The organism is Mesorhizobium sp. PL10, assembly GCF_053714315.1.
Map to the genome: position 1 here is coordinate 426,481 of NZ_JBSKBR010000001.1, position 25,398 is coordinate 451,878.

26 protein-coding genes are annotated in these 25,398 nt (G+C 64.2%); 11 read left to right on the forward strand and 15 right to left on the reverse strand.

Annotation, left to right across the window (positions count from 1 at the left end; translation table 11 throughout):
• Nucleotides 1–56 precede the first annotated feature (56 nt).
• Nucleotides 57–1,055 (reverse strand): DUF2125 domain-containing protein, encoded by a 999-nt coding sequence (locus tag ACWGTO_RS02150; RefSeq protein WP_454573216.1) that lies wholly within the window; start codon nt 1,053–1,055, stop codon nt 57–59.
• 123 nt (nt 1,056–1,178) lie between these two features.
• Between ACWGTO_RS02150 and ACWGTO_RS02155 the strand changes: the two genes are divergently transcribed.
• Nucleotides 1,179–1,724, forward strand: a complete 546-nt coding sequence (locus tag ACWGTO_RS02155; RefSeq protein WP_454573217.1) for a gamma-glutamylcyclotransferase — start codon at nt 1,179–1,181, stop codon at nt 1,722–1,724.
• Here the strand turns inward: ACWGTO_RS02155 and ACWGTO_RS02160 are convergent.
• Entirely contained in the window at nt 1,714–2,694 is a 981-nt protein-coding gene (locus tag ACWGTO_RS02160; protein WP_454573218.1) for a quinone oxidoreductase family protein, read from the reverse strand. The two genes, ACWGTO_RS02155 and ACWGTO_RS02160, sit on opposite strands and share 11 nt — an antisense overlap.
• A gap of 163 nt (nt 2,695–2,857) precedes the next feature.
• Between ACWGTO_RS02160 and ACWGTO_RS02165 the strand changes: the two genes are divergently transcribed.
• The 3 genes from ACWGTO_RS02165 (at nt 2,858) to ACWGTO_RS02175 (ending at nt 5,646) form a co-directional block, all read left to right on the forward strand.
• The gene (locus ACWGTO_RS02165) at nt 2,858–3,826 is read left to right on the forward strand and encodes a GlxA family transcriptional regulator (RefSeq protein WP_454573219.1); all 969 of its coding nucleotides are present in this window, start codon (nt 2,858–2,860) and stop codon (nt 3,824–3,826) included.
• A gap of 160 nt (nt 3,827–3,986) precedes the next feature.
• Nucleotides 3,987–4,934 carry an aldo/keto reductase gene (locus ACWGTO_RS02170; protein ID WP_454573220.1) on the forward strand — a complete coding sequence of 316 codons (948 nt, stop codon included), beginning with the start codon at nt 3,987–3,989 and terminating at the stop codon, nt 4,932–4,934.
• A gap of 85 nt (nt 4,935–5,019) precedes the next feature.
• Complete coding sequence (locus ACWGTO_RS02175) at nt 5,020–5,646, forward strand: LysE family translocator (protein WP_454573221.1); 627 nt, start codon at nt 5,020–5,022, stop codon at nt 5,644–5,646.
• A 10-nt stretch (nt 5,647–5,656) separates the two neighbouring features.
• Here ACWGTO_RS02175 and ACWGTO_RS02180 read toward each other — a convergent pair whose 3' ends face one another.
• The gene (locus ACWGTO_RS02180) at nt 5,657–6,454 is read right to left on the reverse strand and encodes a lysophospholipid acyltransferase family protein (protein ID WP_454573222.1); all 798 of its coding nucleotides are present in this window, start codon (nt 6,452–6,454) and stop codon (nt 5,657–5,659) included.
• A gap of 116 nt (nt 6,455–6,570) precedes the next feature.
• Nucleotides 6,571–7,476, reverse strand: coding sequence for a LysR family transcriptional regulator (locus tag ACWGTO_RS02185; RefSeq protein WP_454573223.1), 906 nt, complete (start codon nt 7,474–7,476; stop codon nt 6,571–6,573).
• Between the two features lie 114 nt (nt 7,477–7,590).
• Between ACWGTO_RS02185 and ACWGTO_RS02190 the strand changes: the two genes are divergently transcribed.
• Nucleotides 7,591–8,223 (forward strand): pyridoxamine 5'-phosphate oxidase family protein, encoded by a 633-nt coding sequence (locus tag ACWGTO_RS02190; RefSeq protein WP_454573224.1) that lies wholly within the window; start codon nt 7,591–7,593, stop codon nt 8,221–8,223.
• 5 nt (nt 8,224–8,228) lie between these two features.
• Here the strand turns inward: ACWGTO_RS02190 and ACWGTO_RS02195 are convergent, their stop codons facing one another.
• The 3 genes from ACWGTO_RS02195 to ftsE form a co-directional block, all read right to left on the reverse strand.
• Entirely contained in the window at nt 8,229–8,954 is a 726-nt protein-coding gene (locus tag ACWGTO_RS02195; RefSeq protein WP_454573225.1) for a YdcF family protein, read from the reverse strand.
• A gap of 134 nt (nt 8,955–9,088) precedes the next feature.
• Nucleotides 9,089–10,078 (reverse strand): cell division protein FtsX, encoded by a 990-nt coding sequence (locus tag ACWGTO_RS02200; RefSeq protein ID WP_454573226.1) that lies wholly within the window; start codon nt 10,076–10,078, stop codon nt 9,089–9,091.
• On the reverse strand, nt 10,071–10,730 hold the full coding sequence (ftsE, locus tag ACWGTO_RS02205) for a cell division ATP-binding protein FtsE (RefSeq protein ID WP_112619244.1): 660 nt from the start codon (nt 10,728–10,730) through the stop codon (nt 10,071–10,073). The genes ACWGTO_RS02200 and ftsE overlap by 8 nt, the downstream gene beginning before the upstream one ends.
• A gap of 180 nt (nt 10,731–10,910) precedes the next feature.
• Between ftsE and ACWGTO_RS02210 the strand changes: the two genes are divergently transcribed.
• The 3 genes from ACWGTO_RS02210 to ACWGTO_RS02220 all read left to right on the forward strand — a co-directional run bounded on the left by ACWGTO_RS02210 (nt 10,911) and on the right by ACWGTO_RS02220 (nt 12,560).
• Nucleotides 10,911–11,555 carry a hypothetical protein gene (locus ACWGTO_RS02210; protein ID WP_454573227.1) on the forward strand — a complete coding sequence of 215 codons (645 nt, stop codon included), beginning with the start codon at nt 10,911–10,913 and terminating at the stop codon, nt 11,553–11,555.
• Nucleotides 11,556–11,581: 26 nt separating this feature from the next.
• Nucleotides 11,582–12,124 (forward strand): hypoxanthine phosphoribosyltransferase, encoded by a 543-nt coding sequence (hpt, locus tag ACWGTO_RS02215; RefSeq protein WP_023673315.1) that lies wholly within the window; start codon nt 11,582–11,584, stop codon nt 12,122–12,124.
• A 64-nt stretch (nt 12,125–12,188) separates the two neighbouring features.
• The gene (locus tag ACWGTO_RS02220) at nt 12,189–12,560 is read left to right on the forward strand and encodes a response regulator (RefSeq protein ID WP_454573228.1); all 372 of its coding nucleotides are present in this window, start codon (nt 12,189–12,191) and stop codon (nt 12,558–12,560) included.
• 6 nt (nt 12,561–12,566) lie between these two features.
• On the opposite strand, the gene ACWGTO_RS02225 is transcribed toward ACWGTO_RS02220, so the two are convergent.
• The gene (locus ACWGTO_RS02225) at nt 12,567–13,517 is read right to left on the reverse strand and encodes a DMT family transporter (RefSeq protein ID WP_454573229.1); all 951 of its coding nucleotides are present in this window, start codon (nt 13,515–13,517) and stop codon (nt 12,567–12,569) included.
• Between the two features lie 226 nt (nt 13,518–13,743).
• On the opposite strand from ACWGTO_RS02225, the gene ACWGTO_RS02230 reads away from it, so the two are divergent.
• Nucleotides 13,744–14,634, forward strand: coding sequence for a LysR family transcriptional regulator (locus tag ACWGTO_RS02230; protein ID WP_454573230.1), 891 nt, complete (start codon nt 13,744–13,746; stop codon nt 14,632–14,634).
• Here the strand turns inward: ACWGTO_RS02230 and ACWGTO_RS02235 are convergent.
• The 3 genes from ACWGTO_RS02235 to ACWGTO_RS02245 form a co-directional block, all read right to left on the reverse strand.
• A complete protein-coding gene (locus tag ACWGTO_RS02235; RefSeq protein ID WP_454573231.1) occupies nt 14,631–15,002 on the reverse strand; it encodes a glyoxalase superfamily protein in 372 nt (123 codons plus the stop codon). The two genes, ACWGTO_RS02230 and ACWGTO_RS02235, sit on opposite strands and share 4 nt — an antisense overlap.
• A 41-nt stretch (nt 15,003–15,043) precedes the next feature.
• Nucleotides 15,044–17,656 (reverse strand): TIGR02302 family protein, encoded by a 2,613-nt coding sequence (locus ACWGTO_RS02240; protein ID WP_454573232.1) that lies wholly within the window; start codon nt 17,654–17,656, stop codon nt 15,044–15,046.
• Between the two features lie 127 nt (nt 17,657–17,783).
• Nucleotides 17,784–18,725: a threonine/serine dehydratase gene (locus ACWGTO_RS02245; RefSeq protein WP_454573233.1), complete on the reverse strand. Its 942-nt coding sequence runs from the start codon at nt 18,723–18,725 to the stop codon at nt 17,784–17,786.
• Between the two features lie 50 nt (nt 18,726–18,775).
• On the opposite strand from ACWGTO_RS02245, the gene ACWGTO_RS02250 reads away from it, so the two are divergent.
• Nucleotides 18,776–19,078 carry an ArsR/SmtB family transcription factor gene (locus ACWGTO_RS02250; RefSeq protein WP_112562241.1) on the forward strand — a complete coding sequence of 101 codons (303 nt, stop codon included), beginning with the start codon at nt 18,776–18,778 and terminating at the stop codon, nt 19,076–19,078.
• 20 nt (nt 19,079–19,098) lie between these two features.
• On the opposite strand, the gene lysA is transcribed toward ACWGTO_RS02250, so the two are convergent.
• The 3 genes from lysA to argH form a co-directional block, all read right to left on the reverse strand.
• Nucleotides 19,099–20,367, reverse strand: coding sequence for a diaminopimelate decarboxylase (gene lysA, locus ACWGTO_RS02255; RefSeq protein WP_454573234.1), 1,269 nt, complete (start codon nt 20,365–20,367; stop codon nt 19,099–19,101).
• Between the two features lie 70 nt (nt 20,368–20,437).
• Nucleotides 20,438–20,644 carry a hypothetical protein gene (locus ACWGTO_RS02260; protein WP_454573235.1) on the reverse strand — a complete coding sequence of 69 codons (207 nt, stop codon included), beginning with the start codon at nt 20,642–20,644 and terminating at the stop codon, nt 20,438–20,440.
• Between the two features lie 70 nt (nt 20,645–20,714).
• The gene (gene argH, locus ACWGTO_RS02265; protein ID WP_454573236.1) at nt 20,715–22,115 is read right to left on the reverse strand and encodes an argininosuccinate lyase; all 1,401 of its coding nucleotides are present in this window, start codon (nt 22,113–22,115) and stop codon (nt 20,715–20,717) included.
• A gap of 35 nt (nt 22,116–22,150) precedes the next feature.
• On the opposite strand from argH, the gene tlpA reads away from it, so the two are divergent.
• On the forward strand, nt 22,151–22,852 hold the full coding sequence (gene tlpA / locus ACWGTO_RS02270) for a thiol:disulfide interchange protein TlpA (RefSeq protein WP_454573237.1): 702 nt from the start codon (nt 22,151–22,153) through the stop codon (nt 22,850–22,852).
• Here tlpA and ACWGTO_RS02275 read toward each other — a convergent pair.
• On the reverse strand, nt 22,844–25,294 hold the full coding sequence (locus tag ACWGTO_RS02275) for a bifunctional diguanylate cyclase/phosphodiesterase (RefSeq protein ID WP_454573238.1): 2,451 nt from the start codon (nt 25,292–25,294) through the stop codon (nt 22,844–22,846). The genes tlpA and ACWGTO_RS02275 overlap by 9 nt on opposite strands.
• Between the last annotated feature and the right edge of the window lie 104 nt (nt 25,295–25,398).

Here is a 25,398-nt window from a genome sequence, read left to right on the forward strand (position 1 = left end):
TGGCTTGGCTAAGCATAGGTCTTCCCCCAAAGCCGTTCGTGCTTTGGGATCATGCTCTAATCGACCGGCTTGATCTTGCCCAGCGGAATGAAGCCGAGCGAAGCCTTGCCCCTCACCACCTTGAGCGGCATTGACGGTTCGTTGCCGAGCAGCGCCAGGCCGGCAAAGCCTTGCTCGATCTGGCTCTTCTGCTCGGGGATTGCGGTGGCGAGGATTGCCGCCACAGCTTTGGGATCCTTGAGCTTGATCGTCAGGTCGGCGTTGATCAGTCCGTTGGCGTCGACCGACACCGGGCCGGAGACGGTGATGCGCGCAGTTCCCGACGACAGGTCGAGCTTGTGAATGTCGGCCGCCTGGCCGCGCAGGCTCCTGGCCTCCGTCTTCATCAGCGCAACGCCGTTCTTCAGCGTCGCGTCGCCGCTGCCATCGAGCGGCGGCAACACGCGCCCGCCGATCGCGTCGGCGTCGATCTCAAGATCGGTGAAGCTTCCGACATAGCCGATGTCCTGGCCGTCGGGCCGCAGCTCTCCCGCTGCAGTGCCGGCACTGAACAGCGAGACCGGGTCGGTGTCATCGGCCGGGTCGGTCTGGCCGGACAGGCTATCGGCCCGCAGCGAAATGCTGCGGGGTAGGGGCCAGGAGAGTTTTGCGTCGGCCTGCAGATTGCCCCAATCGATCCATAGCGGCGTCATTCCGGGCACCGATGTGCGCAGTGGTCCGCGCAACTCGGCAGCGGGCGACAGGGGACGGATGAGTTCGGCCACGAAATTGAAGCTGCCGGTCGAGGCGGCGACGTTCCTGGTGTCATCCTCGTAAGCCAGCGTGTCACAGAAGACGGCAAAGCTCAGGGGATAGCCGCTGACGGTGAGATTGGCGCAGCCGGCCTCTATGCCTTTGGCGTTCAGCTCCGCCACCGCCTTGTCGGCTTCGCTTCTGACGCGGCCGGCGACATAGAACCAGACCGCGCTGTAGACGCCGAACAGCATAACGACCAAAGCGGCGATCCAGAACAGCCGGCGGCGAAATTTTGACGGACGCTCGTCAGTTGACGTCATGCTGCGGCTTTCATTAACGCGGGCGTGTTGCGGGTGGACTGTGGCTTACGCAACAAGCAAAAAGAGAGAAGAGCACCGATTCCGATGCGGCGGCGTCACTCACGTGCAATCAGGCTTGGCGATATGGGCGATTTTTGGGTTTTTGGCTACGGCTCGCTGATCTGGCGGCCGGGATTCGCTCATGTCGAGACCCGCCGCGCCCGGCTTTACGGCTACCGCCGGTCGCTCTGCGTGTATTCCTTCGTGCATCGCGGCACGCGAGAGCGGCCGGGCCTGGTGCTCGGCCTCGACCGCGGCGGCTCCTGCATCGGGCTGGCGTTTCGCGTACCCGGCGAGTTGCGCGATGAGGTGCTGACCTATCTGCGCGAGCGTGAACTCGTCACCAGTGTCTATCTCGAGCGTGTGCTCGATATCAGCCTCGACGGGAACGGCTTGGCCGAGCGTGAGACCGTGAAAGCCGTCGCCTACATCGTCGACCGCCAGCATGAACAGTATGCCGGCGGGCTCGATGCCGCGCATGCGGCAGGCGTCATCCGTGGGGCTGTCGGCCAGTCCGGAAACAATGAGGGCTATGTGGTAAGCACGGTCGAGCATCTGAAGGCGCTCGGCATTCGCGATCACTGGCTGGAAGAGGTGGCGAGAGGGGTCGCGCCCGACGCTACATCGTGAAAATCTGTTTTCCCAGATCGGCGCGATCCAGGCTGTTTGCGACGGCAAGCTTGAATTGGGTCAGCGGGTGGATACCGCCGACAGGGATATGGAAGCCGGGCTGGCCGAAGATGTCGACAATCTCGCGCAGCATCGGCCGGTCGGCTTCGACGGGCGGCGAAAAGAAGTAGCGATAAATGTTTGCCCTGATTTCGGCGCCGCTCAGCAGCACGTCGAAATTGTGCAGCTCGAAACGCTCCGCGCTCATGCCGCCGTTGATGACCATCTGCCCGCCAAGGGCAAGGGTGCGGATCAACTCGCCGCTGACAGGCCGGCCGACATTGTCGATGATGCCGTTCAGTCCGGCGCCGCCGGTCATGTCCATGATGGCCTCCCGGATGTCGCCATTCACGTCCGACAGGTCGAGGATGGCGGCGGCGCCAAGCTCCTTCAAGTTCAGCCTTTGATGCTGACGTCGTACCACCGCGATGACATTGATGCCGCGCCGTTGGGCGAACTGCATCACCATGGTTGAAATCGAGGAATAGCCAGCCGTGACCGCCAGCCACTGGCCAGGCTGCACCCGGGAATCCACCAGCAGGTCCCAGGCGGTGATGGGGTTCACCATTTGCCCGGCGCGTTCGGCGGGATAGTCGGCGGGCAAAGGGATAAGCCATTCAGCGGGAATGGCCGCGTACTCGGCCCAGGTGTTGTAGTGGCTGAAGGCGACAAGCGTGCCGGGTTGCAGCGCGACTCCTGTCCCGGCCGCCTCGACGATGCCTGCACCATGATTTCCGGCGATCTGCCGGGGAAAATGCGGCTTCTTCGGTTCGGGATAGAGGTTCTGGATGAACAGAAAGTCGCCCGGGTTGACCGAAGCCGAGACCATCCTGACCAGCACCTCGCCGTCACCGATGCGCGGCGTGGGGACATCATCGAGATAGAGCACGTCGCGCGGCGAGCCGATTTCGTCGAATACAATTGCTTTCATGTCGGTCTCCACACGGGCCAGCGGCCGGGACGCGACCGGCCAAACACGCCGATACATGCATCGGCGCGGCGGACCTTATGGGCGGTCGCCGAAAATCAGAATTGGCAGATTTGACAATCTGTATGCTAAATTTGCCATATCTTGTTGTGCATGAGGAGGCATCTTGGCCAACCAACCCCTCCACGCCGTAATCTGGCTGCCGTCGACTTTCTATTCCGCAGTCGCCGCCACGCTCGTCGAAATGTTCGACCTGGTGAACACCATCCGCGGCGCACCGGCGATTTCCTTCGAATTCGTGGCGCGGCAGGCTGACGCCACGACGACACCGGGAATTTCGTTTCACACCAGACGCGAACCCTCGCAGCGTATGGACCTGCTGATCCTGCTTGCCATGCCCGGCATGCAGGTGCCGGAACTGGTTGCCGCGTTGGCGCAAGAGAGCCGCCATGCCGCGCCGTTGATCACCAGGGCACAGCGTGACGGCGCCATTATCGCCGCGCATTGCGGGGCCGGTTATTTCCTGGCCGATGCCGGCCTTCTCGATCGAAAACGCGCGACGATTTCCTGGTGGCTGAAGGCCGATGCTCAGCGCCGCTTTCGGAAAGTGCGCTGGGATGCTTCCCGCGTCCTGGTCGGGGACGGTCGGATCTATACTTGCGGCGGTGGTTTTTCAGGCCTGGAACTCGGCAAGGCGCTTCTAAAGGAGTTTGGCTTCGTCAAGGAAGAGCGGTTGGTTCGAAAGCTGCTGGTGCTGCCGCCGTCGCGCCACAGCCAGGCGCCATATGAATTCCCGCTCACCGATTTGCTGCCCTTGCATGAGCCGTTGCGCGACCGCCTCGAAACCCTGGCAAGAAACCAGCTCAGAACGCTCGACCTTGCCTTGCTTGGCGCGCAACTCGGCCTGTCGCCACGAACACTGGCGCGCCGGTTTGCCGATGAATTGCGCACGACTCCCGGCCGATGGATTCAGGACCAACGGCTCGAGGCCGCCAAGACGCTTCTCGAAAGCACCAGGCTTGGTGTTGCGGAGATATGCTATCAGGTCGGCTATCAGGACGCGGCCTCGTTCAGCCGGCTTTTCAATCGCACAGTCGGACTGCCACCCGGCGAATACCGGCGTCAAAGCCAGTAGGCAATGGCCAGGTTATAGGCGGGCAGGTCGCGCCTTTGTGAAGCGCTGGTCCGCTGGAAAATTGGCTGAGGCCTTTGACCTCGGCGCGGCGAGACCTAGCTTAGCTGCGGCCCGAAGCATTCGGGTTCGCCCGCCGCCGCCAGCATCACGGAGCCCCATCTTGCAGAAACGTCGTCTCGGTCAAACCGACCTTTCCATCGCGCCGCTGGTTCTGGGCGGCAATGTCTTTGGCTGGACCGCTGACGAGAAGACCTCCTTCGACCTGCTCGACCGGTTCGCCGGCGCCGGCCTCAACGCCATCGATACGGCGGATTCCTATTCGCGCTGGGTGCCCGGCAACAAGGGCGGCGAGTCCGAGACGATCATCGGCAAATGGATGAAGAGCCGCGGCAACCGCGACAAGATCGTTGTCGTCACCAAGGTCGGCTCGGATATGGGGCAAGGCAAGAAGGATTTGTCGGCCTCCCATATCGAAAGAGCGGTGGAGGCGTCGCTCAAGCGGCTGCAGACCGACGTTATCGACCTTTATCTCTCGCATTGGCCTGACCCGACGACGCCTTACGAGGAAACGCTCGGCGCCTATCAGAAGCTGCTTGCCGCAGGCAAGGTGCGCCATATCGGCGCCTCGAACCTCGACGCCGGCCAGTTGCGCGCCGCGCTCGATGTGGCCAGTCTGCGCGGGCTGCCGCGCTATGCCGTGCTGCAGCCGGAATACAATCTCTATGACCGCTCTTCCTTCGACGGGCCGCTGCATGATCTGTGCGCGGCGGAGGATATCGGCGTCATCACCTATTTCGCCCTCGCCAAGGGGTTCCTCAGCGGCAAGTACCGCAGCGAGGCCGATCTTGGCAAAAGTGAACGCGGCGGTGGCGTGAAGGGGTATCTCAATGCGCGCGGCATGCGCATCCTGGCGGCTCTCGACAATGTCTCGGCGCGGCATTCGGCCAGCCAGGCGGAAGTGGCGCTCGCCTGGGTGATGGCGCAGCCCGGCATCACAGCGCCGATCGCCAGCGCGACGACGCTCGACCAGGTCGACAGCCTGGTGCGCGCGGCATCGCTGAAGCTCAGCGCGGAGGATCTTGCTGCGCTGGACAAGGCCAGCGGGTAACGCGTCAGGTTCGGCACGATCGTTCAAGACGATTGTCCGCTGCCTTGCCAATCTGCCCCGATATGGTGGCAGAGGCGGGAGCAGCATGGTCGCAGACATTCTTTCGCAGACGCAGCCCTGGCAGCAATTGCTGGCGCTGGTGCTGGCGGCAACCGTGGTCATGGGCAGTCCTGGCCCGGCCACGATCAGCGTCACGGCGATTGGCGCAGCCTTTGGCCTGCGCAATTCGCTCGGCTACGCATCGGGTATCATAGTTGGCACGGTCGCTGTGCTGCTGGTGGTGGCCACCGGCATCACGGCTATCCTCGCCTCGATGCCAGGGGTTGCGCCGATGCTGGCGGTCGCTTCCGCCGCCTACATCCTCTATCTCGCCTTCAGAATAGCGACGGCGCCGCCGCTGGCGGCACGCGACAGCGGCGCTGTGCTGCCAACCTTCCTCGGCGGCTTCCTGCTCGCCGTTGCAAATCCGAAGGCCTATGTGGCGATTGCCGCCGTCCTTGCCGGCTCCGCGACGGCGGCCGGCGCCGATGCTCTCGGCGTTCCGGCAAGGCTGGCTGTTCTCACTCTGATGATCGTCGCCATCCATGTGCTGTGGCTGCTCGCCGGCGCGGCCTTCGCCCGCTACCTGCGCCAGCCGCTGGCGTCGCGGATCATCAATCTGGTGTTCGCAGCAACGCTGGTGGTGACCACGGCATTGGCCGCGTGGCCGTAAGCTGAATAGATCAGGCCTTTGCCTTCGCGGCGGCGAGTTCAGCCAGTCGCTTGACCGCCGTCGGCGGCATCGACGGCGGGTTAGGCGCCTGCGACGCCTCGATCAGCAGCTGGTCGCAGGCGGCTTCCGTCTCGCCGATTAGCCGGTCCATGAATTCGTCCTTGCCGAGCCCGGGCGGAATCGGCGGCAGGAAGCGGGCCTTGATGGTGCCGGGAAAGCGCAGGAATTTGCGGCGCGGCCAATAGAGGCCGGCGACATGGGCGACCGGGACCACCGGAACGCCGAGCTGCGCATAGAGTTCGACTATGCCGTATTTGTAGTTCGGCTCATCGCCCGGCGCGCGGCGCGTGCCCTCGGGATAGATGATCAGCTGGCGGGGGTTGCGCGCCATTTCCTGCTTTGTCGAGGCAACGACCTGCTTCAACGCCTTGGAGCGGCTGCCGCGATGGACCGGGATCATCCGCATCTTCAGGATGTACCAGCCGAAGAACGGGATCCAGGTGAGCTCGCGCTTCAGGATGTAAAGCGGGTCCTGGAGGAATGGAAAGAAAGCGATCGCGTCCCAGAATGACTGGTGTTTCGGCGCCAGGATGAAGGAGCCTTCGGGCAGGTTCTCGACGCCGGTGATGTCGCTCCTGGTGCCGGCGATCTTGTCGTGGAGCCAGAGGCTGGTGCGTGACCAGAATTTCGGCACGAACCAGGCACGGTGGCGCGGCGACAGGAAATAGTACGGGGTCCAGAGGATCATCTGGACGATCAGATTGACGTAGAAGACGAAGTTGAACGCCAGCGAGCGGATATAGAGCATGCGGGGAAGGGCCTGTTGAGGAGGTGTGCGTTGGTTACACCAAGCGCAGACAAAAAGGAAACGCCGCAATGGCCCGACATCGGCTGGCTCCCCGTCGATCCGCAGCCCGCCTCAGCTCACCACGTCGCCTCCAGCAGCCGCTGCTTCAGCCGCGGGGCGGCGAAATCGAGGAAGGCACGCAGTTTCACCGGCAGCAGGCCCTGGCCGGCATGGACCAGGCTCACCGGCCATGGCTGCGGCTCGAAGGGCCGCAAGACCGGGACGAGCACGCCGGAGCGTACCGCGTCCGCGATCTGGTAGGACAGCACCCGCGTCACCCCGGCGCCGGCAATCGCGGCATCGATCGCCGCTTCCGCGGTGTTGACGCTCAGCCGCGAGCGGATCGGGACGATGAGCTCACCCTTGCCGCCGGCAAAGCTCCAGCTGGCGAGCGCCGCAGGCCCCTCGAAACTGATGCATTCATGCGCAGCCAGATCGTCCGGCGCCTGTGGCATGCCGTGCGCGGCGGTATAGCCGGGGCTGGCGCAGACGACGCGGCGGATCGCGCCGACGCGGATGGCGACCAGGCTCGAAGGCGCAAGCTCGCCGATGCGGATGGCGAGGTCGAGATGTTCCTCCGCCAGTTGGGTAATCCGGTCGGCCAGCGTCAGGCGGATGTTGACCTGGCGGTAGGCCGCCAGGAACTCGGTAACGACAGGCAGCACGTGCAGGCGGCCAAAGACGATCGGCGCGGTGATGAACAGGTCGCCGGTCGGCGTGCTGTATTCGCCGGCGGCGGTACGTTCGGCCTCGCTGACCTCGCCGAGGATGCGCCGGCAGGCGGCAAGATAGGCCTGGCCGGCATCGGTCAGCGTCAGCTGCCTTGTCGTGCGGTTGAGCAGGCGCGTCTTCAGATGCTTTTCGAGGTCGGAAACCTTGCGGCTGACCGTCGCCAGCGGGATGCCGGATCGGCGGCCGGCAGCGGAAAGACTGCCGGCTTCCACCGCGGCGACGAACAGCGACATGGCTTCGAGGCGATCCATGGTTTCTCCCGGAAATTGGAAGGGCGGGTTACGAATATGCCATCTACATCCAAAACATGGAAGCCTCTATCTCTGGTGCACAACGGCCAGAGGTTTGGCCTCGCGGAGGCTTCCATGAACGCCCATACCTTCACAAGCGATGTCGCCTTCACGCCGACAGTCAAGGCGATCCAGGCCCGCAAGGGATCGCGAAAAGGCTATGCAAGCGCCGAGGAGCGTGGCGGCTGGCGCGCCCATATCACGCCGGACCTCGCCGACTTCATCGCTGCGCAGACAAGCGTTTTCCTGTCGACGGCCAATGGCGAGGGCCAACCCTATATCCAGCACCGCGGCGGGCCTGCCGGTTTCCTCAAGGTGCTGGATGAGAAGACCATCGGTTTTGCCGATTTTTCGGGGAACAGGCAGTTCATCACCCAGGGCAACCTTGCCGACAACAACCAGGCATTCCTGTTCCTGATCGACTATGCGCATCGGCAGCGCATCAAGATCTGGGGCACGGCGCGCGTCGTCGAGGACGATGCCGAGCTTTTGGCAAAGCTGATGCCGCAGGACTACAAGGCGCGCCCCGAGCAGGTCATCCTGTTCATCGTCTCGGCCTGGGATGCCAACTGTCCGCAACACATTCCGCAGCGTTTCGAGGCTGCCGACGTGGCGGCCGCACTTGCCGAACGCGACAAGCGGATTGAGCGGCTCGAACAGGAGATTGCGCGGCTGCGCCGCGCCCCGGAAGGCGCGGCCAAGGGATAATCGACTCAGTCCTTCGCGGTCGAAACCTCGGCCAGCGCGACGCTGTCAGGGGTCTGGCGGATCGGAACGATGCCGCGCGCCAGCGCCAGCAGGTATTTGCTGTATTCGGTCAGAAGCACGCGGAGCGCTTCCGGTTTGGTCAGCCAGTCGCCATTGTCGAGGTTGGTGTTGACCACCGGATAGGGCTCAAGCCTGGCGCCGTGCAGCAGGCGGCCCATTTCCAGGAGGCTGCGCGGCATGTGGTAGTTGTTGGTGACGAGGATGACGCTGCCATAGGCGTGGCTCTCAACCCATTTGGCGCTTTCCTCGGCATTGCCGATCGTGTCGAGCGCGGCGCGGTCGATGTCGATGCAGCAGGAAAACAGCGCTTTGTCGCCGCCGGTCGCGGCCTGCAACTGGCGGCGGCTGGCGGAGGGATGGACGCCTGAGATCAGCAGCCGCTCGCCCTTGCCGGAGGCAAGCAGATCGAGTGCGGCGTCGAGGCGTGCCTGGCCGCCGGTCAAGACGATGATCGCATCGGCCTTGGCGGGATTGGCCGGAGTGGTCATGTGGCTGACCTTGCTGGCGAACCAGCCGAAGCCGCCGGCAAACAGCGCCACCAGCAGCAGCAGACAGAGGGAGGCGAGACGCAATGCTGTCCGCAATCGGCTCGGGCCGGTGCGCCCATGCGAACGCGCACCCACCACTGGGATCTGTCCAGCCGTCCCGGTCGAGTTCCGCGCGTCCATCATCCTATGGTTAATCCTGAAATGCCGCTTTGATAAGGAAAAAAGCGCACATTACGTTACGTCGTTTTTCGATCCGTGATCGCCCCGGTGTTCCTGTCCGTTGGCCCTCGAACTGTTTTCGCTTCTGTCCTCATGGTTCAGCCCGCGTCCGGCTGGCGGACATCGATGTCGCTGAGATAGGCAACGACGGTGGCGTGCGATGTCGCCGCCGTCAGCCCACCGATCACCAGCACCATCAGGCCGACGCCGAGATAACCCGCCGATCCGATGGCGAAATTGCCGAACAAAGCGGTGGCCTGGTCGGCCTGCGGCGTTGCCATGTTGCGCGACGACCACCAGGAAAAGACGATGAAAACGAGGATCGCGGCGGCGCCGCCGGCGGCAGCGCCTTTCATGCCGGTGACCAGGAAATGCCAGCGGAACTCGCGCGCGATGAAACGCGCCTCGGCGCCGACGAAATGCAGGACTTCGATGATATGGCCGTTGCCGGCCATGGCGCCCCGGGTGGCGAACACCACCGTCAGCACCGTCGCCGACAGCATCAGCACCAGAACGGCGATGCCGATGGTGACGGTGGTGCGGGCCATGGCGACCAGCCGGTCGACCCAGGTGCGGTGATCGTCAAGCGATGCGCTGGGCAGCTTGGGTGTGATCGCCGCGCGGATGGCGGCAAAGTCGGGCGGGCTGGTCTCGTCGATGGTGACGATGATCAGACGCGGCACCGGCAGTTCGTCGATGTTCAGGCCCGAGCCCAGCCACGGCTCCAGGAGACGCGCCGTCGCATCGCGGTCGATGATCCGGGTCGCCTTCACGCCGGGGAATTCGCCGGCGATCTGCGACGCCTGGGCAAGGGCGGCCTCCATGTCGAGGCCGTCGACAGGCTTGATCTGGATGGTTGCCTCGCGCGAGATCTGGTTCTCCCACACCGAGGCGGTGTCGCGCACCAGCGTCACGGCGCCGAAGGTCAGGCAAGACAGGAAGGTCATGATGGCGATGACCAGCACCAAGGCGCGGCCGGCAATGTTCTGCGCCGGCACGATCGGCGCCATGCGGCGCTGAGCGCGCTGCGTCGCTGCCGCCGGCTCGGCGGCCTCTTCATGCAGCTGTTCGGCGGACAAGTCAGTCATAGACGTCAAGCCTTCCGCCGGCCAGGATCATGCGGCGCGCGTCGACCTGCTCCATCAGGCCGAGATCGTGGGTGGCGATCACCACCGCGGTGCCGAGGCGGTTGAGCTCGATGAACAGCCTGAGCAGCCTACGCGCCAGCGGCGGGTCGACATTGCCGGTCGGCTCGTCGGCGAGCAGGATCTCGGGCTGTTCGATCAGCGCACGGGCGATGGCGGCGCGCTGCTTTTCGCCGCCCGACAGGACCGGCGGCAACACGTGCATGCGCTCGCCAAGCCCAACCCATTTCAAAAGTTCGGTGACGTCGGTGCGATAGCTCGCTTCCTCGCGGCCGCGCACACGCAGCGGCAGGGCGACATTCTCATAGGTGGTCATGTGGTCGAGCAGGCGGAAATCCTGAAACACCACGCCGATGCGGCGCCTCAGATGCGGCAGTTCGGCGCGCGAGATGCGCGAGCGGTCCTTGCCGAAGATGGTGATCAGCCCGCGTGTCGGCTTAAGCGACATGAACAGAAGGCGCAGCAGCGTCGTCTTGCCGGCGCCGGAGGGCCCGCTCAGGAACTGGAAGGAGCTCTCCGGAATGTGCAGCGAGATGTCGCGGAGGATTTCCGGACCCATGCCATAGCGGAGGCCGACATTTTCGAAGCGGATCACGTGCGACGACCTGAAATGTATGGCGGCGGCGTGCCAGCCCTTTCTGTCAAACGACCATCGGCCGCCATGGTTAACCGTCGGTTAATTTTCGCTGTTTTTGAATGCGTCACAAGAGTTCCGGTGGGGAAGCGTTAACCATTTCCATTTACGCAAAAGAAACGAAGAGCGAACAGCGGGGCCGTGATGGCTGACCAAAGAACCGCGCGCCCGGTTTCCGGCGAAATCATGACCGGGCTGTGGACAAATGGCGCGCCGGAATTGCGTCCTGTGGCGACCGACATCGTCGATGCCGATTATGAGGTGCTGCCCCGCCTGGTTCCAAGCGTGGAAGCCGCGTCGTCGCCGGCGCGGGGCATGGCCACGCCGTCGATCGAAGGCATGGACATGCTGCGCAAGCCGGAAGCCGCAACGGTGCGGCCGCCGGCTTCGCGTGGCGGGCCGATCTTCTGGATCGCCGGCGTTGGGGCGGCACTCGCCGCCTTCTGGGTCTCAGGGGGCCACGCTCTGGTGCGCCAAACGCCGTTCCTTGCGGCTGAGCAGCCGGCCGGCGCCGCGCTTACCATTGCCGGCGTCACCTCGCGCGTCGATTCATCCGGCGCCACCCCGGTTCTGTTCGTGGATGGCGAGGCCGTAAATGACGGTGTGAAGGCGGGATCATTGCCGCCGCTGGAGATACGCGTCACCGGCAATGACAGCCGCATCACGCGCTATACGTTGGGGACATCCAACCGTTCGTTGGCGCCCGGCGAAAGATTCGGCTTTTCCAGCCGTCTCGACGTGCCTAGAAACGGTGTGAAGGCCGTCTCGGTCACTTTCGCCGGCTAGGCGACGTTCTCTCGGAAAGGTTATTGATGCCAGTTGTGCGCGGCAAGGACATCGAAGTCCTGTTTTCGGCGTCCGCGATCGCGCGGCGCAATCTTGAACTCGCCAAGGAGATTGCCGAGCACGACTATCACGACCTGCTGGTGATTTCCGTGCTGAAGGGCTCCTTCATCTTCGCTGCAGATCTCATTCGGGCCATGCACGATGTCGGGCTGTCGCCAGAGGTCGAATTCATCTTCATTTCCAGCTATGGCGCCGGCACCACCAGCGGCGAGGTGAGGGTGCTGCGCGACATCGACAATGAGGTCGCCGGCCGCGACGTGCTGTTGATCGACGATATCCTCGAATCAGGCAAGACGCTCTCCTTCACCCGCAATCTGATGCTGTCGCGTGGCGCCAAAAGCTGCGCCATTGCGGTGCTGCTCGACAAGCGCATGCGTCGCCAGACCGAGCTCAACGCCGATTATGTCGGCTTTGACTGTCCCGATTATTTCGTCGTCGGTTACGGAATGGACGTCGCTCACGCTTTTCGCGAATTGCCGTTTGTCGGTGTCGTGAAGGGCGACGCCTGAGAAAAGACCTCCGACGTTTCAAATTTTCAGAAAAAGTCAACTTTTGCCCGCCAAGTTCCGGCCCATGGCAAAGCTTCTGATCGTCGAGGACGATGAGTCCGTCCGCACCCTCGCCGCCCGCGCGCTCGAACGCGCCGGGCACACTATCGACATTGCCGCAGACGGCGCACAGGGGCTGGCGATGATCAGCGCGGCGGGCGGCGGTTACGACCTCGTCGTCTCCGACATCCGCATGCCGGAGATGGACGGCATAGAGATGGCGATCGCCGCGGTCAGGCTCTTTCCGACGATGAAGATCCTTTTGATGACCGGCTATGCCGATCAGCGCGAGCGCGCCGAAGAGCTGAACGGCATCATTGTCGATGTCGTGCAAAAGCCGTTCACGCTGGCCGAAATCCGCTCGCGGGTCGACCAGGCGCTGGCCTGCTTCGCCTGATACGCCTCACGCGGCATCCTGGCTTGCAGCAAGGACGGGGCCGGTGCTCCTGCGCCGCTCGGTGTTGAGCGCGAGCAGCCCGGCACCAATGATTAGCACCGCACCGATGGCGGTGGTCGAGCGCGGCACCTCGTCGAAGAACAGGAAGCCCCACAGCGGCGACCAGATGATGCCTGTATATTCGAAGGTGGCGACGCGGTTGGCCGGCGCTAGCCTGTATGCTTGCGACAAAAGGATCATGCCGGCCGAAGCGACGAAGCCGCAGGTGGCCATCTTGAGGAAATCCGGTGTCGTCGGCCAGACCCATGGCCGCACCAGGAATTCGAGGCTGGGATGGACCGCGTGGGTAACGCCGGCAAGCCAGAATGAGCCGGCAACCGCGGCAGCACCCACGAGGTAGGCGCCGTTCTGGTAGAATGCCATGACGGTGGAGGATTCGGTGTCGCCGATCTTGCGTGCCATCAGCTGCGAAAAACCGTAGAGCAGCGCCGAACCCAGCGACAAGAAGGCCGCCCAGTCGAACAGGCCGGCGCCCGGGCGCAGCATCACGACCACGCCCAGCATGCCGATCAGCACAGTGGCCAGCGCCTGCCAGGAGACACGTTCGCCAAGATAGGGTCCAGCCATCGCCATGATGAACAGCGGCGCCATGAAATAGAGCGCGACCGCGTCGGCCAGCGGCAAGGCGGCGATCGCCAGATAGTAGACGGTGTAGGAGCTGAACTGGATGAAGGCGCGGATCGTCAACAGACCAAACCGCTTCGAGGCGATGGCCCGCAGGCCGACATCGGCGTGGACGAGAACGATCAGGATCGGCAAGGCAACGATCGAGCGAATCCACATTACCTCGGTCACGGGATAGCCGCCCGACACCGCCTTGACCAGCGGGTCCTGGAGCGAGAACACCAGCACGCCAAGGCACAGGCTGATGATGCCGAGAACGATCCGGTTGCGCATGTCGTCTTGCTGGCCCCTTGCCTTGCCTGCCCGCAGCCGCCCGGCTGCGGGGTAAAAAGAACCCGCCACCGTTTCGGGCAGCGGGTATGAGTGAGGACTCTTGATTGGTCCGCAACCGATTTCGCGGCCGCATATCCAATGGGTAGGCTGACTATCGTCCGGCGTTTGACATGTTGCAAACGAATTGGAATGATACTAGCGATCAAATTTGCTTATGACGGATTCGATGCGGCCAACCCTCGACAGCGATCTCCTGCGTACCTTCGTCGCGATTGCCGAAGCGGGCAATTTCACCCGGGCGGCAGAGCAGGCCGGCCGTACCCAGTCGGCTGTGTCGATGCAGATGAAGAAGCTCGAAGAGCTGGTCGGCGACAGCCTGTTCGAACGCGGCTCGCGCGGTGTTGCGCTGACGCGCCGTGGCGGCGAACTGATCGTCAATGCCCGCCGCATCGTCTCGCTGCTCGACGAGACGGCGGCCTCGATGGCGGCGGCACCGCTCGGCGGGCCGGTGCGCATCGGCATTCCCGAGGAATATGGCCACGCCATCCTGTCGCGCGCGCTCGGCGCCTTCTCCAAGCGCCACACCAAGGTCGAGGTCACGGTGCGCTACGCGCATTCGGGCACACAGCTGGCGGCGCTGGCTGCCGGCGAGCTCGACCTCGCCGTGGTGTTCGAATGGCAGGATCCTGGCGGTGGCGAGGTGCTGATGCACGATCCGACGGTGTGGGTGACATCGAGCCTGCATCACATGCATGAGGAACGGCCGGTGCCGATCGCGCTCTACAATCGGGCCGGCTGGTGCAAGGACTTCGCCATCAAATCGCTGGAGCAGCGTGGGCTGGCCTACCGAGTCGCCTATACCAGCGACACCACTGGCGGCCTGAAGCTCGCCGTCACCTCTGGCCTGGCGATCGCGCCGATCTCGCGCAGCAACATTCCCGATGGCTGTCGCGAGCTTACCGCCGCCGATGGGTTCGGCCATATCGATTCCTCGAATGTGGTGATGCATCGCAACCCGAACGCGTCAGGCGAGGCGATCGACGGCATGCAGGAAGCGATCCGCGACGCTTTCGTCAACAGGTCCGATTTGGAACGGCTCTTTCCTGGAACTGCCTAGCTTGCCGCATCCTCGTAGAAATGCAGGCGATTGCCGAAGGGATCACCAACCGACACTTCACGGGTCTCCCACGGCGTGGTTTCAAGCCCTGGTCGGGCATAGCGGTATTTCCTGCCGATCAGTTCGCGATGCAGCGCCGCAATGTCCTCGACCTTGATGCGCATGGCGATGCCTGGAGCGCCGTCGCCATGATGTTCGCTCAGATGCAGGACGCAGCCGTCGCGAACAACCGCCATGTAAAGGGGCGCATTGTCGTCGAAGCGATGCTCGAACTCGACCTCGAAGCCGAGGAAGTCGAGATAGAATTCGCGCGCCTTGGCGATGTCGAAGATGCGCAGGATGGGCGTGACGGCCCCGAGTTTCGGCATGGCGCTGATACCATTCAGTTCGAAGGAAATTGCCCTGGAGGCTACTTGAGCTCCAGCAGCCGCTCAAGGTAGCTGCGCTCGATGTCGGGGCTGAGCGCGTTGCCGAGCCGCTTGCGGATTGCTTCGAGGATCTGGCGGGCGCGCTGCACGTCGATCTCGTCGGGCACCTTCACCGAATCGCCGAAATCGGGTCCGCGGCTGGCGCGTGGCCGACCCAACGGATCGCGGTCGGCGTCCTGTTGGCGGACGCCTTCCTGGCTACCGCCCTGGTCGCCCTGCATCGCCTGCAGCTGCTTCATCATCTCCTTGGCGCCCTTGCGCAGCGCCTCCAGCGCGCGACCCTGGTGGCCGACTGCCTGGTCGCCTTCCCCTTCGCCAAGCGACTTTTCGGCATTGCCCATGGATTTGCCGGCATCGCCAAATCCCTCATTGGGCTGCATGCCCATGCCTTCCAGGCCCTTCTTCAGCTTGTCGAGTTCGCTCTGCAACTGGCCCTGGCCTTCCTGCAGCTGCTTCATCGCATCGGCGAATTCCTGCGCCGTCATCGGCTTTTTGCGGGCAAGCGGATCGCGATCGTCACCGGGGCCGGGTTTGTCCTCATCCTGTCCGCCGAGCTGCTGGTCGCCATCCTGCTGCTGGTCCTGATCTCGCTGGCCCTGACCGCGCTGCATCTGGTCCATGCGGTAGGTGTCGTTCATCATCTCCTGCTGGCGGCGCATGATCTCGCCCAGCTTGTCCATCTGCTGGCGCATCTCGCTGTCCTGCTCGCCGCCTTGCTGCTGACGGCCGGCCTGTAGGTTGTTCATCATGTTTTCCAACTGCGACAGCAGCTCCTGCGCCTTGTCGCGGTCGCCTGATTTCGCCAGGTTCTCGATCTGGTCCATCATGCGGTCGATGTCGCTCTGGCGCAGCTCGCGGCCGTTCTGCTGCATCTGCGGCGCGTTCGGGTTCTGCTTGGCGCGTTCGGCGAATTCCTGCAGGAATTCGTTCATCGCCTCGCGAAGCTCCTTCATCGCCTTTTCGATCTCTTCGTCGCTGGCGCCACGCTTGATGGCGTCCTGCAGCGCCTGCTGCGCCTGGCGCAGGCGCTTTTCGGCGGCCGAGAGATTGCCTTCCTCGATGCCGAGCGCGATTTCCCAGAGATAGGCAACCTCGTTGCGCAGCTGGTCGTCGCTGTCGGACATCTTCAGCCGGCTGCGGGCGCCCATGATGGCGAGGTAATGCGACATGTTGGCGAAGGTATCTTCGGGCCGAAGCGTGATCGCGTCCATCAGCTCGAGCACGCGCGGCTTGGCATTGGCATCGAGCGCCAGCAGACGGCGCTGCTCGATCACGGCCCGCGCCAGCGGGTTGGCGAAGGGCCGCTCGGGCATCACAATAGTCTTGGTTTCGCTGGTCGCGGTGTGTCCGGCATCGTCGGTGGCGACAAGCGACAGCTTGATTCTGGCGCCGGCCCAGACGTGTTCGGTGAGATCCTTGGTGGTCTTGGCGGCGTTCGCCTTACCGCCGCGACGCGGCAGCGCCAATGGCATTTCAGGCGGGCCGTAGAGCGGATGCGCATCGGGCGCGGCCGGATCGGCAAGTGCGAAAGCCGCCTTGGCGGTGGCCGCGCCATAGTCGTCGTCGATCTGGTAGTTGAGCTCGAAAGCGCCGTTGACGGCGCGTTTAGGCTCGCCGACGAAGCTAATGGTCGGCGGCTTGTCGGGGATCACGGCGAAGGCCCACTGACCGAGATCGGCTTCGCCCGATTTCAGCGTCAGCGTGCCGTCGGCGGTCAGCTTGCCGGTGAACTGGCGCAGCTTGGGCGTCGCCGGGTTCACTGCTGCTGCCTTGACGGCGGCGGCCTGCGGTCCCGTCGGGTCGATGGCGCGGGCGTTGCCGCTCTTGTCGGCGAAGCTGAGCGTTTCCTCGCCGGAGCCGCCGGTGACGCGCAGCGAGACGTCGCTGCCTTGCGGCACGGTAAAGGTGGCGGCTGCCTGCTTGGTGTTGCCATCGAGAACTGGCGTGGTGAGGAAAATCGGCGGCTTGCCGGTATAGGCCGGCGGCGTCACCCAGGCATCGATGCGCGGCGGCACGACGTCGCGCGCCGCATGGGCGCGGAAACCATCGGATACCCTGCCGCCGGACGGCCCAAAGGAAAAGGCAAAAGCGGCAACCAACAGCAGCGCCGCCACGGCGCGCAGCCCCCAAGGGTCGCGCTCCGGCACGCGGGCGCGAGGCAGATCGGCGCCGAGGCTGCCAAGCTTCTCGGCCATGCGCTTTTGGTGTTCGCGCCACAGCGCCTGGGAAAAAATGCTTTCCTTGCCGCTCGGACGGTCTGTCTGCACCAACACAGGGCTGTGCTGCAACTGGTTGGCCGCCTCGATGCGGCGGTCGACCTCGGCGGCGGATGGAAGCTTGAAGAAACGCAGCGGATAGAGCGCCGCGAGCGTGGCAATGCCGAACGCCGCGACCAGGACAATGCGCGCAATGTCAGGCAGGCGGGGAAAGAGGCCGAGCCAGGAGAGGCTGAGATACAGGCTGACGAGGATGAGCAGCGGCAGAAGCAGCGGCCACCCGCGCTCGACCGTCATCGAGACCCGTGTTGCCAGCCGGCTCAAGGCAAGCCGCCCGGCCAGGCTGCGATCGCCGCTGGAAATGGGGCGTTCCGTCATCGGCCCTTCCTGCCCGGGCGGGATAGCCCGGACTCAACAAGCGGAAGTTTACCAGCAAACACGGCAAAGGCGAGGCGGTTCCGGAAAACTTGAAGAGCTTTGACGGGTTTTTCCGTCAAGCAAGGTTTTAGAATTTCGCCGGATCGGTGTTGGAACCGCAGACCAGCACGGCAACCCGTTCGCCCGGCGCCGCGGTGTAGCGGCCGGACAAGAGAGCCGCGAAGGCCGCAGCGCCGCCCGGCTCGGCGATGATCCGCACACGCTCCCACAGCGCCTTCTGCGCGGCGATGATGGCTTCGTCGGTGACCAGGATGGAGCGTTCGACGAAGGCCTCGGCGATCGGGAACATCATCTCGCCGACGCGCTTGGGCGCGAGCGAATCGGCGGCGACGCCTTCGGCTGGCGCATCGACCGGATGTCCGGCCTCGAAGGCGCGATGCAGCGTTGGCGCACCCTCGGGCTCGATGGCGATGATCCGGATGCGGCCGGCAAACCAGGCGGCGATGCCGCCGATCAGGCCGCCGCCGCCGACAGCGACCAGAAGCGTGTCGATTTCGGGCAAGTCTTGCTCGATCTCGAGGCCGAGCGTGCCCTGGCCGACCAGCGTTTCTTCCTGATTGAAGGCGTGGATCTGCAGCGCGCCGGTCTTTTCGGCAAAGGCCTCGCTGGCGGCCAGCGCTTCGGCATAACGGGCGCCGCCGACGATCAGTTCGGCGCCGTAGCCGCGGATGCGTTGAAGCTTAGCCGGCGGGCTGACTTCAGGGACGAAGATCGTCGCCTTGTGGCCGAGCCGCATCGCGGCATAGGCGACAGCGGCGCCATGATTGCCGCCCGACGCCGCGACGACGCCGGCCTCGGGCGCCGGCCGTTCCAGCAGATTGGTGAAGGCGCCGCGCGCCTTGAACGAGCCGGAATGCTGCAGGCATTCGAGCTTGAGGTCGACCGCCAGCGGCGGCCGGTCGAAATCGGCCATGTCGACGCGCAACACCGGCGTGTGTCTGACATAGGGGCGGATGCGCGGCTCCATCGCGGCAATGCGTTCGCGCGTGATGCTGTTGCCGTTGGTCATGACCATCTCCTTGGGATTGACAGCAATTAGTAACTTGGCAAAATGGCTAAATGCAAGAGGTTGATGTCTTCAAGGCGATCGCCAACGAACGCAGACTGCAGATCCTCGACTGGCTGAAGGATCCGCGGGCGCATTTCCCGGCCCAGGCAGACGGCGATCTGGTCGAGGACGGCGTTTGCGCGCTGCTGATCGCAGAGAAGCTCGGCATTACGCAGGCGACGCTCTCCGAGCATATGCGCGTGCTTACCCAGGCCGGCCTGCTGCGCCCCAAGCGCATCAAGCAATGGACGTTCTACCGCCGCGACGAGGACAAGATCGCCGACACAAGGATGCTCATCCAGAACCGGCTATAGCGGAGCCGGCGCGGCGGCTTCTATGCGAGCCAGTCGGGCACCGAATCCAGGCCGATGAGCTCATCATAGGTCTGGCGCTGGCGCACGACATGGAAACGGTCGCCGTCGACCAGAACCTCGGGCACCAGAAGCCTTGTGTTGTAGGTGCCCGATTGCACCGCGCCATAAGCGCCGGCCGTGGCGACGGCAATCAGGTCACCAGACTTCAGCCGGGGCAGGTCACGGTCGAGGCCGAGATAGTCGCCGGTCTCGCAGACCGGGCCGACGACATCGACCGCCATGCGCGGAGTGTCGGCCGACGGCTGCACCACCGGCTTGATGTCGTGGAAGGCGTCATACAGCGTCGGCCGGATCAGATCGTTCATGGCGGCGTCGACGACAAGGAAATTCTTGGCGTCGCCTTCCTTCACGAAGATCACTTCGGAGACCAGGATGCCGGCATTGCCGACGATCAGCCGGCCCGGCTCGAACATCACCTTCACCCCAAGCTTTGTCAGATGCTTCCTGACGATCTCGGCATAGGCATCGGGCAGAGGCGGCGGGCTGTTGTCGGTGCGGTAGGGAATGCCGAGGCCGCCGCCCAGATCGACATGCTCGACGGCGTGGCCATCGGCGCGCAGCGCGCCGACCAGTTCCACCAGAAGGGCGAAGGCGTCGTCAAAGGGCTGCAACTCGGTGATCTGGCTGCCGATATGGGTATCGATGCCGATGGGCTTGATGCCCGGCAACCCGGTAGCGCGGGCATAGACCTGGCGGGCCTTTTGCCAAGGTATGCCGAACTTGTTCTCGGCCTTGCCGGTGGAGATCTTCCTGTGGGTCCTGGCGTCGACATCCGGGTTGATGCGCAGCGAGACCGGCGCCACCTTGCCGAGTGCCGTGGCGCGGGCCGACAGCAACTCCAGCTCGGGTTCGGATTCGACGTTGAAGCAGAGAATGCCGGCCTCGAGCGCGAAATCCATTTCGCGCGCGGTCTTGCCGACACCGGAAAACACGATCTTGTTGGCCGGGATACCGGCGGCGAGCGCACGGCGCATTTCGCCTTCCGAGACGGTGTCGGCGCCGGCGCCGAGCCTTGCCAGCGTGCGCAGCACCGCCTGGTTGGAATTCGCCTTCAAGGCGTAGCAGACCAGCGTGTCGAGCCCGGCAAAGGCTCCGGCGAACACCCGGTAATGTCTGGTCAGGGTGGCCGTCGAATAACAATAGAACGGCGTGCCGACGCTTGCGGCGATGTCTGGTATCGCCACGTCCTCGGCATGGAGCACGCCGTCGCGGTAGTCGAAATGGTTCACGGGAGCGGTTCCGAAAAGTTGGGGTACAGCGAGATCGGGCTGAGAAGACCAGCCCCGGTTCTCATCGATCCTAGAGCAGCGGGTCGAGGATGAATTTCTTGTCCACAACCGGTTTTTCCGGCTCCGGCGGCACCGGCTGCTTGGCTCGCTCGGCGTCCTTGCGGGCTTGGACGGCCGCTTCATAGGGCGTGTCGAGGCCGGCCTTGCGGCCGCAGGCGGTCACGGCAGCCATCGCTGCCAGCAGGGTCAGCGTCACCAAAATCCTGCGTGCGGTCATCGATCCATCCGTCCGAAACTTTTATGTGCTGCCGCTTTTAACCGAGTTTTCGGCGCATTGCACCCCGGCATCATGCCTTGGCGATGCGCTTTTTCCAGGCGCGGATCTGCTTACGCACTTCCGAAGGTGCGGTTCCGCCGAAGCTGGTGCGGCTCTTCACCGAGTTCTGCACGGCAAGCACCGAGAAGATGTCCTGGGTGATGCCCGGGTTGATCGGCTGCAGATCCTCCAGCGAAAGCTTCTCAAGGCTCACCTTCTTCTCTTCGGCCAATGCCACCGCGCGGCCGGTGACATGGTGCGCCTCGCGGAAGGGCAGGCCCAGCGTGCGCACCAGCCAGTCGGCGAGATCGGTCGCGGTCGCATGGCCGGAGCCGGCGGCCTTTTTCATGGCGGCGGCATTCACCGTCATGTCGCGCACCATGCCGGTCATCGCCGCCAGCATCAGATCGAGCGTTTCGGCGGCGTCGAAGACCGATTCCTTGTCCTCCTGCATGTCCTTGCCATAGGTCAGCGGCATGCCCTTCATCACCGTCAGCAGTCCGACCAGATGGCCGGTGACGCGGCCGGTCTTGCCGCGTACCAGTTCGGCGGCGTCCGGGTTCTTCTTCTGCGGCATGATCGAGGAGCCGGTGGAGAAGGAATCCGACAGCCTGACGAAGCCGAACTGCGGCGTCGACCAGATGATGATCTCTTCGGCGAGCCGCGACAGATGCGTGGCGCAGATCGCTGCCAGGCCTAAGAACTCCAGCGCGAAATCACGGTCGGAAACGCTGTCCAGCGAATTGCGCATCGGCTCGCGGAAGCCCAGCGCCTTTGCGGTCTGGTGGCGGTCGATCGGGAAGCTGGTGCCGGCAAGGGCTGCCGCGCCCAACGGGCTTTCATCCATTCGCTCGATGGCGTCGCGGACGCGTGACAGGTCGCGCGAGAACATCTCAACATAGGCCATGCAGTGGTGGCCGAAGGTCACCGGCTGCGCTGCCTGCATATGGGTGAAGCCCGGCATGACGGTTGCCGCATGCTCCTCGGCCCGCTCGAGGAAGGCTGATATCAGACCCTTCAGCGCCTCGGCGACGCGGAAACACTCGTCCTTGACCCAGAGCCTGAGGTCGACCGCGACCTGGTCGTTGCGCGAGCGGGCGGTGTGCAGGCGGCCGGCTGCCGAGCCGATCAGATCGGCGAGGCGGGCCTCGACATTCATGTGGATGTCTTCCAGCCGGGTCGAGAACTCGAACGTGCCGGCCTCGATCTCTTTCAGGATTGTGTTCAGGCCGTGAGCGATTTTTTCTTGATCGGCTGCCGAAATAATGCCCGTTTCAGCCAACATCTCGCTATGGGCGATCGAACCTCTTATGTCCTGCGCATAAAGCTTGCGGTCGAACGAGATCGACGCGTTGATCGCTTCCATGATCGCGGCCGGACCCGAGGCAAAACGTCCGCCCCACATCTGGTTGCTGGCCTTCTTGTCGCTCATCGCTATAACCCGTGCTCCGGAGTAGTTTTAGAAAAATGGCAAACGGCAATAGATACTTCCCGGCCCCGCGCCTGATCCTTGCCGCTTTGGTGGCAGGCGTGCTGGCGGGCGCGGTCGCGGTATATGTCAGCGAGAGCGGTTCTGGCAACAACGCAGCCTCCGGCAGCGCCCCAGCGCAAGCTGCCGCCGGCGGCAGCAACGACGACGTCGCTTGCGCAGCCAAGAGCGACCATGCCAAGAAGGTCGCCGCCGCGGCCACGGGCCAGGTTGCCGCATTGTTGCCCGCCGATCCGCCGCAATCGCTGAAAGGCCTTGCCTTCAACGGCCCCGACGGCAAGCCGATGACGATCGCCGACCACGCCGGCAAGACGGTGCTGCTCAATCTGTGGGCGACATGGTGCGCGCCCTGCCGCGCCGAAATGCCGGCGCTCGACGCGCTGCAGAAGGAGAAGGGCAGCGACGCCTTCGAGGTGATCGCGGTCAATGTCGATGCCGGCGACGATGTGAAGCCGAAGAAGTTCCTTGGCGACATCGGTATCGAGAAGCTCGGTTACTACCGCGACCCAACGCTGGCGCTGTTCAACGACGTCAAGACGCGCGGTCTGGCGCTCGGCCTTCCCGTCACCATGCTGATCGACGGCGAAGGCTGCCTGGTCGCGCATATGAACGGGCCGGCCGAATGGTCGGGGCCGGATGCCAAGCGGCTGGTCGAGGCCGCGCTCGAACCTTCAAGTTGAGCGAAGAGCCGCCGCAGGTTCGAGCATCAGGATGCTGCCGCCGCTGCGCGGTTTGATCGTGGCTTCTTCCGGCACCACCGGTGCAGTGACGCCGGTCAGTTCGCTGAAGTGCTCGATCGGACTCGGCCGGCCGAGATAATAGCCCTGGCCGATCTCGCAGGCCTCGGCGTCGAGGAATTTCAGTTCGCCCAGCGTCTCGACGCCCTCGGCCAGAACCGGCAGGCCAAGACCGCGACCGAGCCCCAGCACGGCGCGCACGATGGCCGCCACCTGGCCGTTGCTGTCGACCGATTTGATGAACGAGCCGTCGATCTTGATCTTGTCGAAGGGGAAGGCGCGAAGGTTGGACAGCGAGGAGTAGCCGGTGCCGAAATCGTCCATCGCCACACGCACGCCCAGCGCCTTGACCTGCCGCAAGGTGGCGAGCGCGCGCGGCATGTCCTTGACCAGTGCCGTTTCGGTGATCTCAATTTCGAGCCTGCCGGGCGCCAGGCCGGAGCCGAGCAGGACTTCGTGCACCTTGCGGCTGAAATTCGGGTTGTGGAGTTGCACAGCCGAGACATTGACCGCGACGGTGAGAGGGTTCTTCCAGCGCGCTGCATCGGCGCAAGCCGTCGCCAGCACCCATTCGCCGATCTGGATGATGACGCCGCTGTCTTCGGCCACCGGAATGAAGGTCGCCGGCGACACGTCGCCGCGCTGCGGATGACGCCAGCGGATCAGCGCTTCGAACCCGACCATCCGCCCGCTGCTGATCTCCTTCTGCGGCTGGTAGACGAGGCGAAACTCATTGCGCGCTATGGCCTGGCGCAGTTCGTGCTCCATCACGCGCCTGTCGCGCGCCTCGGCGCCCATCGAGGCCTCGAAGTAACGGTAGGTGTCCTTGCCTTCGGCCTTGGCGCGATAGAGCGCGGTGTCGGCGTGGCTGACCAGGGCTGTCGGCTCGTCGGCGTCGAGCGGATAAAGTGCAATGCCGATGCTGGCCGACACCAGGCCGCCACCGACCGACAGCCGGTTTTCCTCGCGCATGGCCGCCAGCACCGCCTCGGCGATGCGGCCGGCTGCCTGCGGATCAGAAAGGTTCGGGGCGATGATGGCGAACTCGTCGCCGCCGAGACGCGCCAGCATCTGTCCGTGGCGGAGCACGGCGGAGGCGCATAGCGCCACCTTCTGCAGCATGGCGTCGCCGGCGCCGTGCCCGAAAAGGTCGTTCACTTCCTTGAAGCGGTCGAGGTCGAGCAGCAGCAGCGCAAGATACCCGCCCTTGCCGCCGTGGCCCATTGCGGCAATTTCGGCCTCGAGCCGGCCCGAGAAACTGCGGCGGTTGGGGAGCCCCGTCAGCGGGTCGAAGTGGGCGAGGCGCACGATCTCCTGCTCGGCCTTCTTGCGTTCGCGGATGTCGCGCACGGCGATGACGTTGTGCGGCTTGCCGCAATAGTCGATGCTTCTGGCGATCAGTTCGACGGGGATGGCGGTGCCGTCATGGCCTCTGAGTTCCGCCTCCTGTGCCTGTCCGCTGCAGTCGGACATGCTGGCCGCGGTGCGTTCGCCGAAGAGGTCGCCGAGCAGCATCGCGTTCAGCGCTTCCGGCGCCATGCCGGTGAGGGCAACGATGCTGTCATTGGCGCTGACGATGCGGGCGCCGTCGCAGACGATCAGGCCCTCGACGGCGGCGTTGGCGAGGCCGTGCATGCGCTCGGCCTCGAGCTTGTGACGACGGAAGCGCAGGTCGATCCACAATGCTGCGGCTGAAAGCACCAGGATAGCCAGGCTGACTGCAGCGGCGGCGAAGGCCTGCGACACCGGTTCGACTGTGAACCGTGATATTTCGATGGAGGAGTCCGGGAAGATCGACACTGCGGCCATGGCGATGAAGTGCAGGGTGCAGATCGCCAGCGTCAACAGGACGGCGGCGGCGATGGTCGCCTGCATGGACGGGCGCCGCAGCACGACCAGCAGCGCCATCGCGGCGAGGGTGATGCCTGCCAGCAGCGAGACGGCGACCAGAAGCGTGTTCCAGACGATGCGGCCTTCGACCTCGAAAGCGGCCATGCCGATATAGTGCATGGCGGCGATGCCGGCACCGAGGATGGCGCCGCCGACCAAGGCGTAGTCGATGCGCCGGCGCAAGGTTGCAATCCACATGCCGGCGGCCGTCAGGGCGACGGAAGCGGCGAGCGAAAGCGCCGACAGTTCCGCATTGTACGCGTTGGGGATTCCCGGAGAAAAGGCAAGCATGGCGATGAAATGTGTCGCCCAGATACCGAAGCCGGTGGAAGTGGCTGATATCATCAGCCAGGTATAGCGGTTGCGCCGGCTTGAGCGGTCGACATGGCGAAGCAGATTGACCGCCGAGAAGGAGGAAATACCGCAAATAAGGGCTGCCAGTACGACAAGTCTCAGATCGTGCTGGTGCACGATGCAATTATAGACCGTCAGCATCTCGCGCCACCTGCCCTCCCGCAGCAATCAGCCATGGACTTTGATTAGTACGGGACGGTTGAAGAATCAATTATGCGCACCACAACTATAGCGGGTTTTCCGGG

Coding starts and splice junctions, on each gene's coding strand:
- ACWGTO_RS02220 (WP_454573228.1), top strand. CDS start 12,189: ATGGCAAAGCTTCTGATCGTCGAGGACGATGAGTCCGTCCGCACCCTC.
- ACWGTO_RS02175 (WP_454573221.1), top strand. CDS start 5,020: ATGGTCGCAGACATTCTTTCGCAGACGCAGCCCTGGCAGCAATTGCTG.
- ACWGTO_RS02190 (WP_454573224.1), top strand. CDS start 7,591: ATGAACGCCCATACCTTCACAAGCGATGTCGCCTTCACGCCGACAGTC.
- tlpA (WP_454573237.1), top strand. CDS start 22,151: ATGGCAAACGGCAATAGATACTTCCCGGCCCCGCGCCTGATCCTTGCC.
- ACWGTO_RS02195 (WP_454573225.1), bottom strand. CDS start 8,954: ATGATGGACGCGCGGAACTCGACCGGGACGGCTGGACAGATCCCAGTG.
- ACWGTO_RS02180 (WP_454573222.1), bottom strand. CDS start 6,454: ATGCTCTATATCCGCTCGCTGGCGTTCAACTTCGTCTTCTACGTCAAT.
- ACWGTO_RS02150 (WP_454573216.1), bottom strand. CDS start 1,055: ATGACGTCAACTGACGAGCGTCCGTCAAAATTTCGCCGCCGGCTGTTC.
- ACWGTO_RS02250 (WP_112562241.1), top strand. CDS start 18,776: ATGCAAGAGGTTGATGTCTTCAAGGCGATCGCCAACGAACGCAGACTG.
- ACWGTO_RS02155 (WP_454573217.1), top strand. CDS start 1,179: ATGGGCGATTTTTGGGTTTTTGGCTACGGCTCGCTGATCTGGCGGCCG.
- ACWGTO_RS02260 (WP_454573235.1), bottom strand. CDS start 20,644: ATGACCGCACGCAGGATTTTGGTGACGCTGACCCTGCTGGCAGCGATG.
- hpt (WP_023673315.1), top strand. CDS start 11,582: ATGCCAGTTGTGCGCGGCAAGGACATCGAAGTCCTGTTTTCGGCGTCC.
- ACWGTO_RS02275 (WP_454573238.1), bottom strand. CDS start 25,294: ATGCTGACGGTCTATAATTGCATCGTGCACCAGCACGATCTGAGACTT.
- ACWGTO_RS02235 (WP_454573231.1), bottom strand. CDS start 15,002: ATGCCGAAACTCGGGGCCGTCACGCCCATCCTGCGCATCTTCGACATC.
- ACWGTO_RS02185 (WP_454573223.1), bottom strand. CDS start 7,476: ATGGATCGCCTCGAAGCCATGTCGCTGTTCGTCGCCGCGGTGGAAGCC.
- ACWGTO_RS02160 (WP_454573218.1), bottom strand. CDS start 2,694: ATGAAAGCAATTGTATTCGACGAAATCGGCTCGCCGCGCGACGTGCTC.
- ACWGTO_RS02200 (WP_454573226.1), bottom strand. CDS start 10,078: ATGACTGACTTGTCCGCCGAACAGCTGCATGAAGAGGCCGCCGAGCCG.
- ACWGTO_RS02240 (WP_454573232.1), bottom strand. CDS start 17,656: ATGACGGAACGCCCCATTTCCAGCGGCGATCGCAGCCTGGCCGGGCGG.
- ACWGTO_RS02225 (WP_454573229.1), bottom strand. CDS start 13,517: ATGCGCAACCGGATCGTTCTCGGCATCATCAGCCTGTGCCTTGGCGTG.
- ACWGTO_RS02245 (WP_454573233.1), bottom strand. CDS start 18,725: ATGACCAACGGCAACAGCATCACGCGCGAACGCATTGCCGCGATGGAG.
- ACWGTO_RS02230 (WP_454573230.1), top strand. CDS start 13,744: ATGCGGCCAACCCTCGACAGCGATCTCCTGCGTACCTTCGTCGCGATT.
- argH (WP_454573236.1), bottom strand. CDS start 22,115: ATGAGCGACAAGAAGGCCAGCAACCAGATGTGGGGCGGACGTTTTGCC.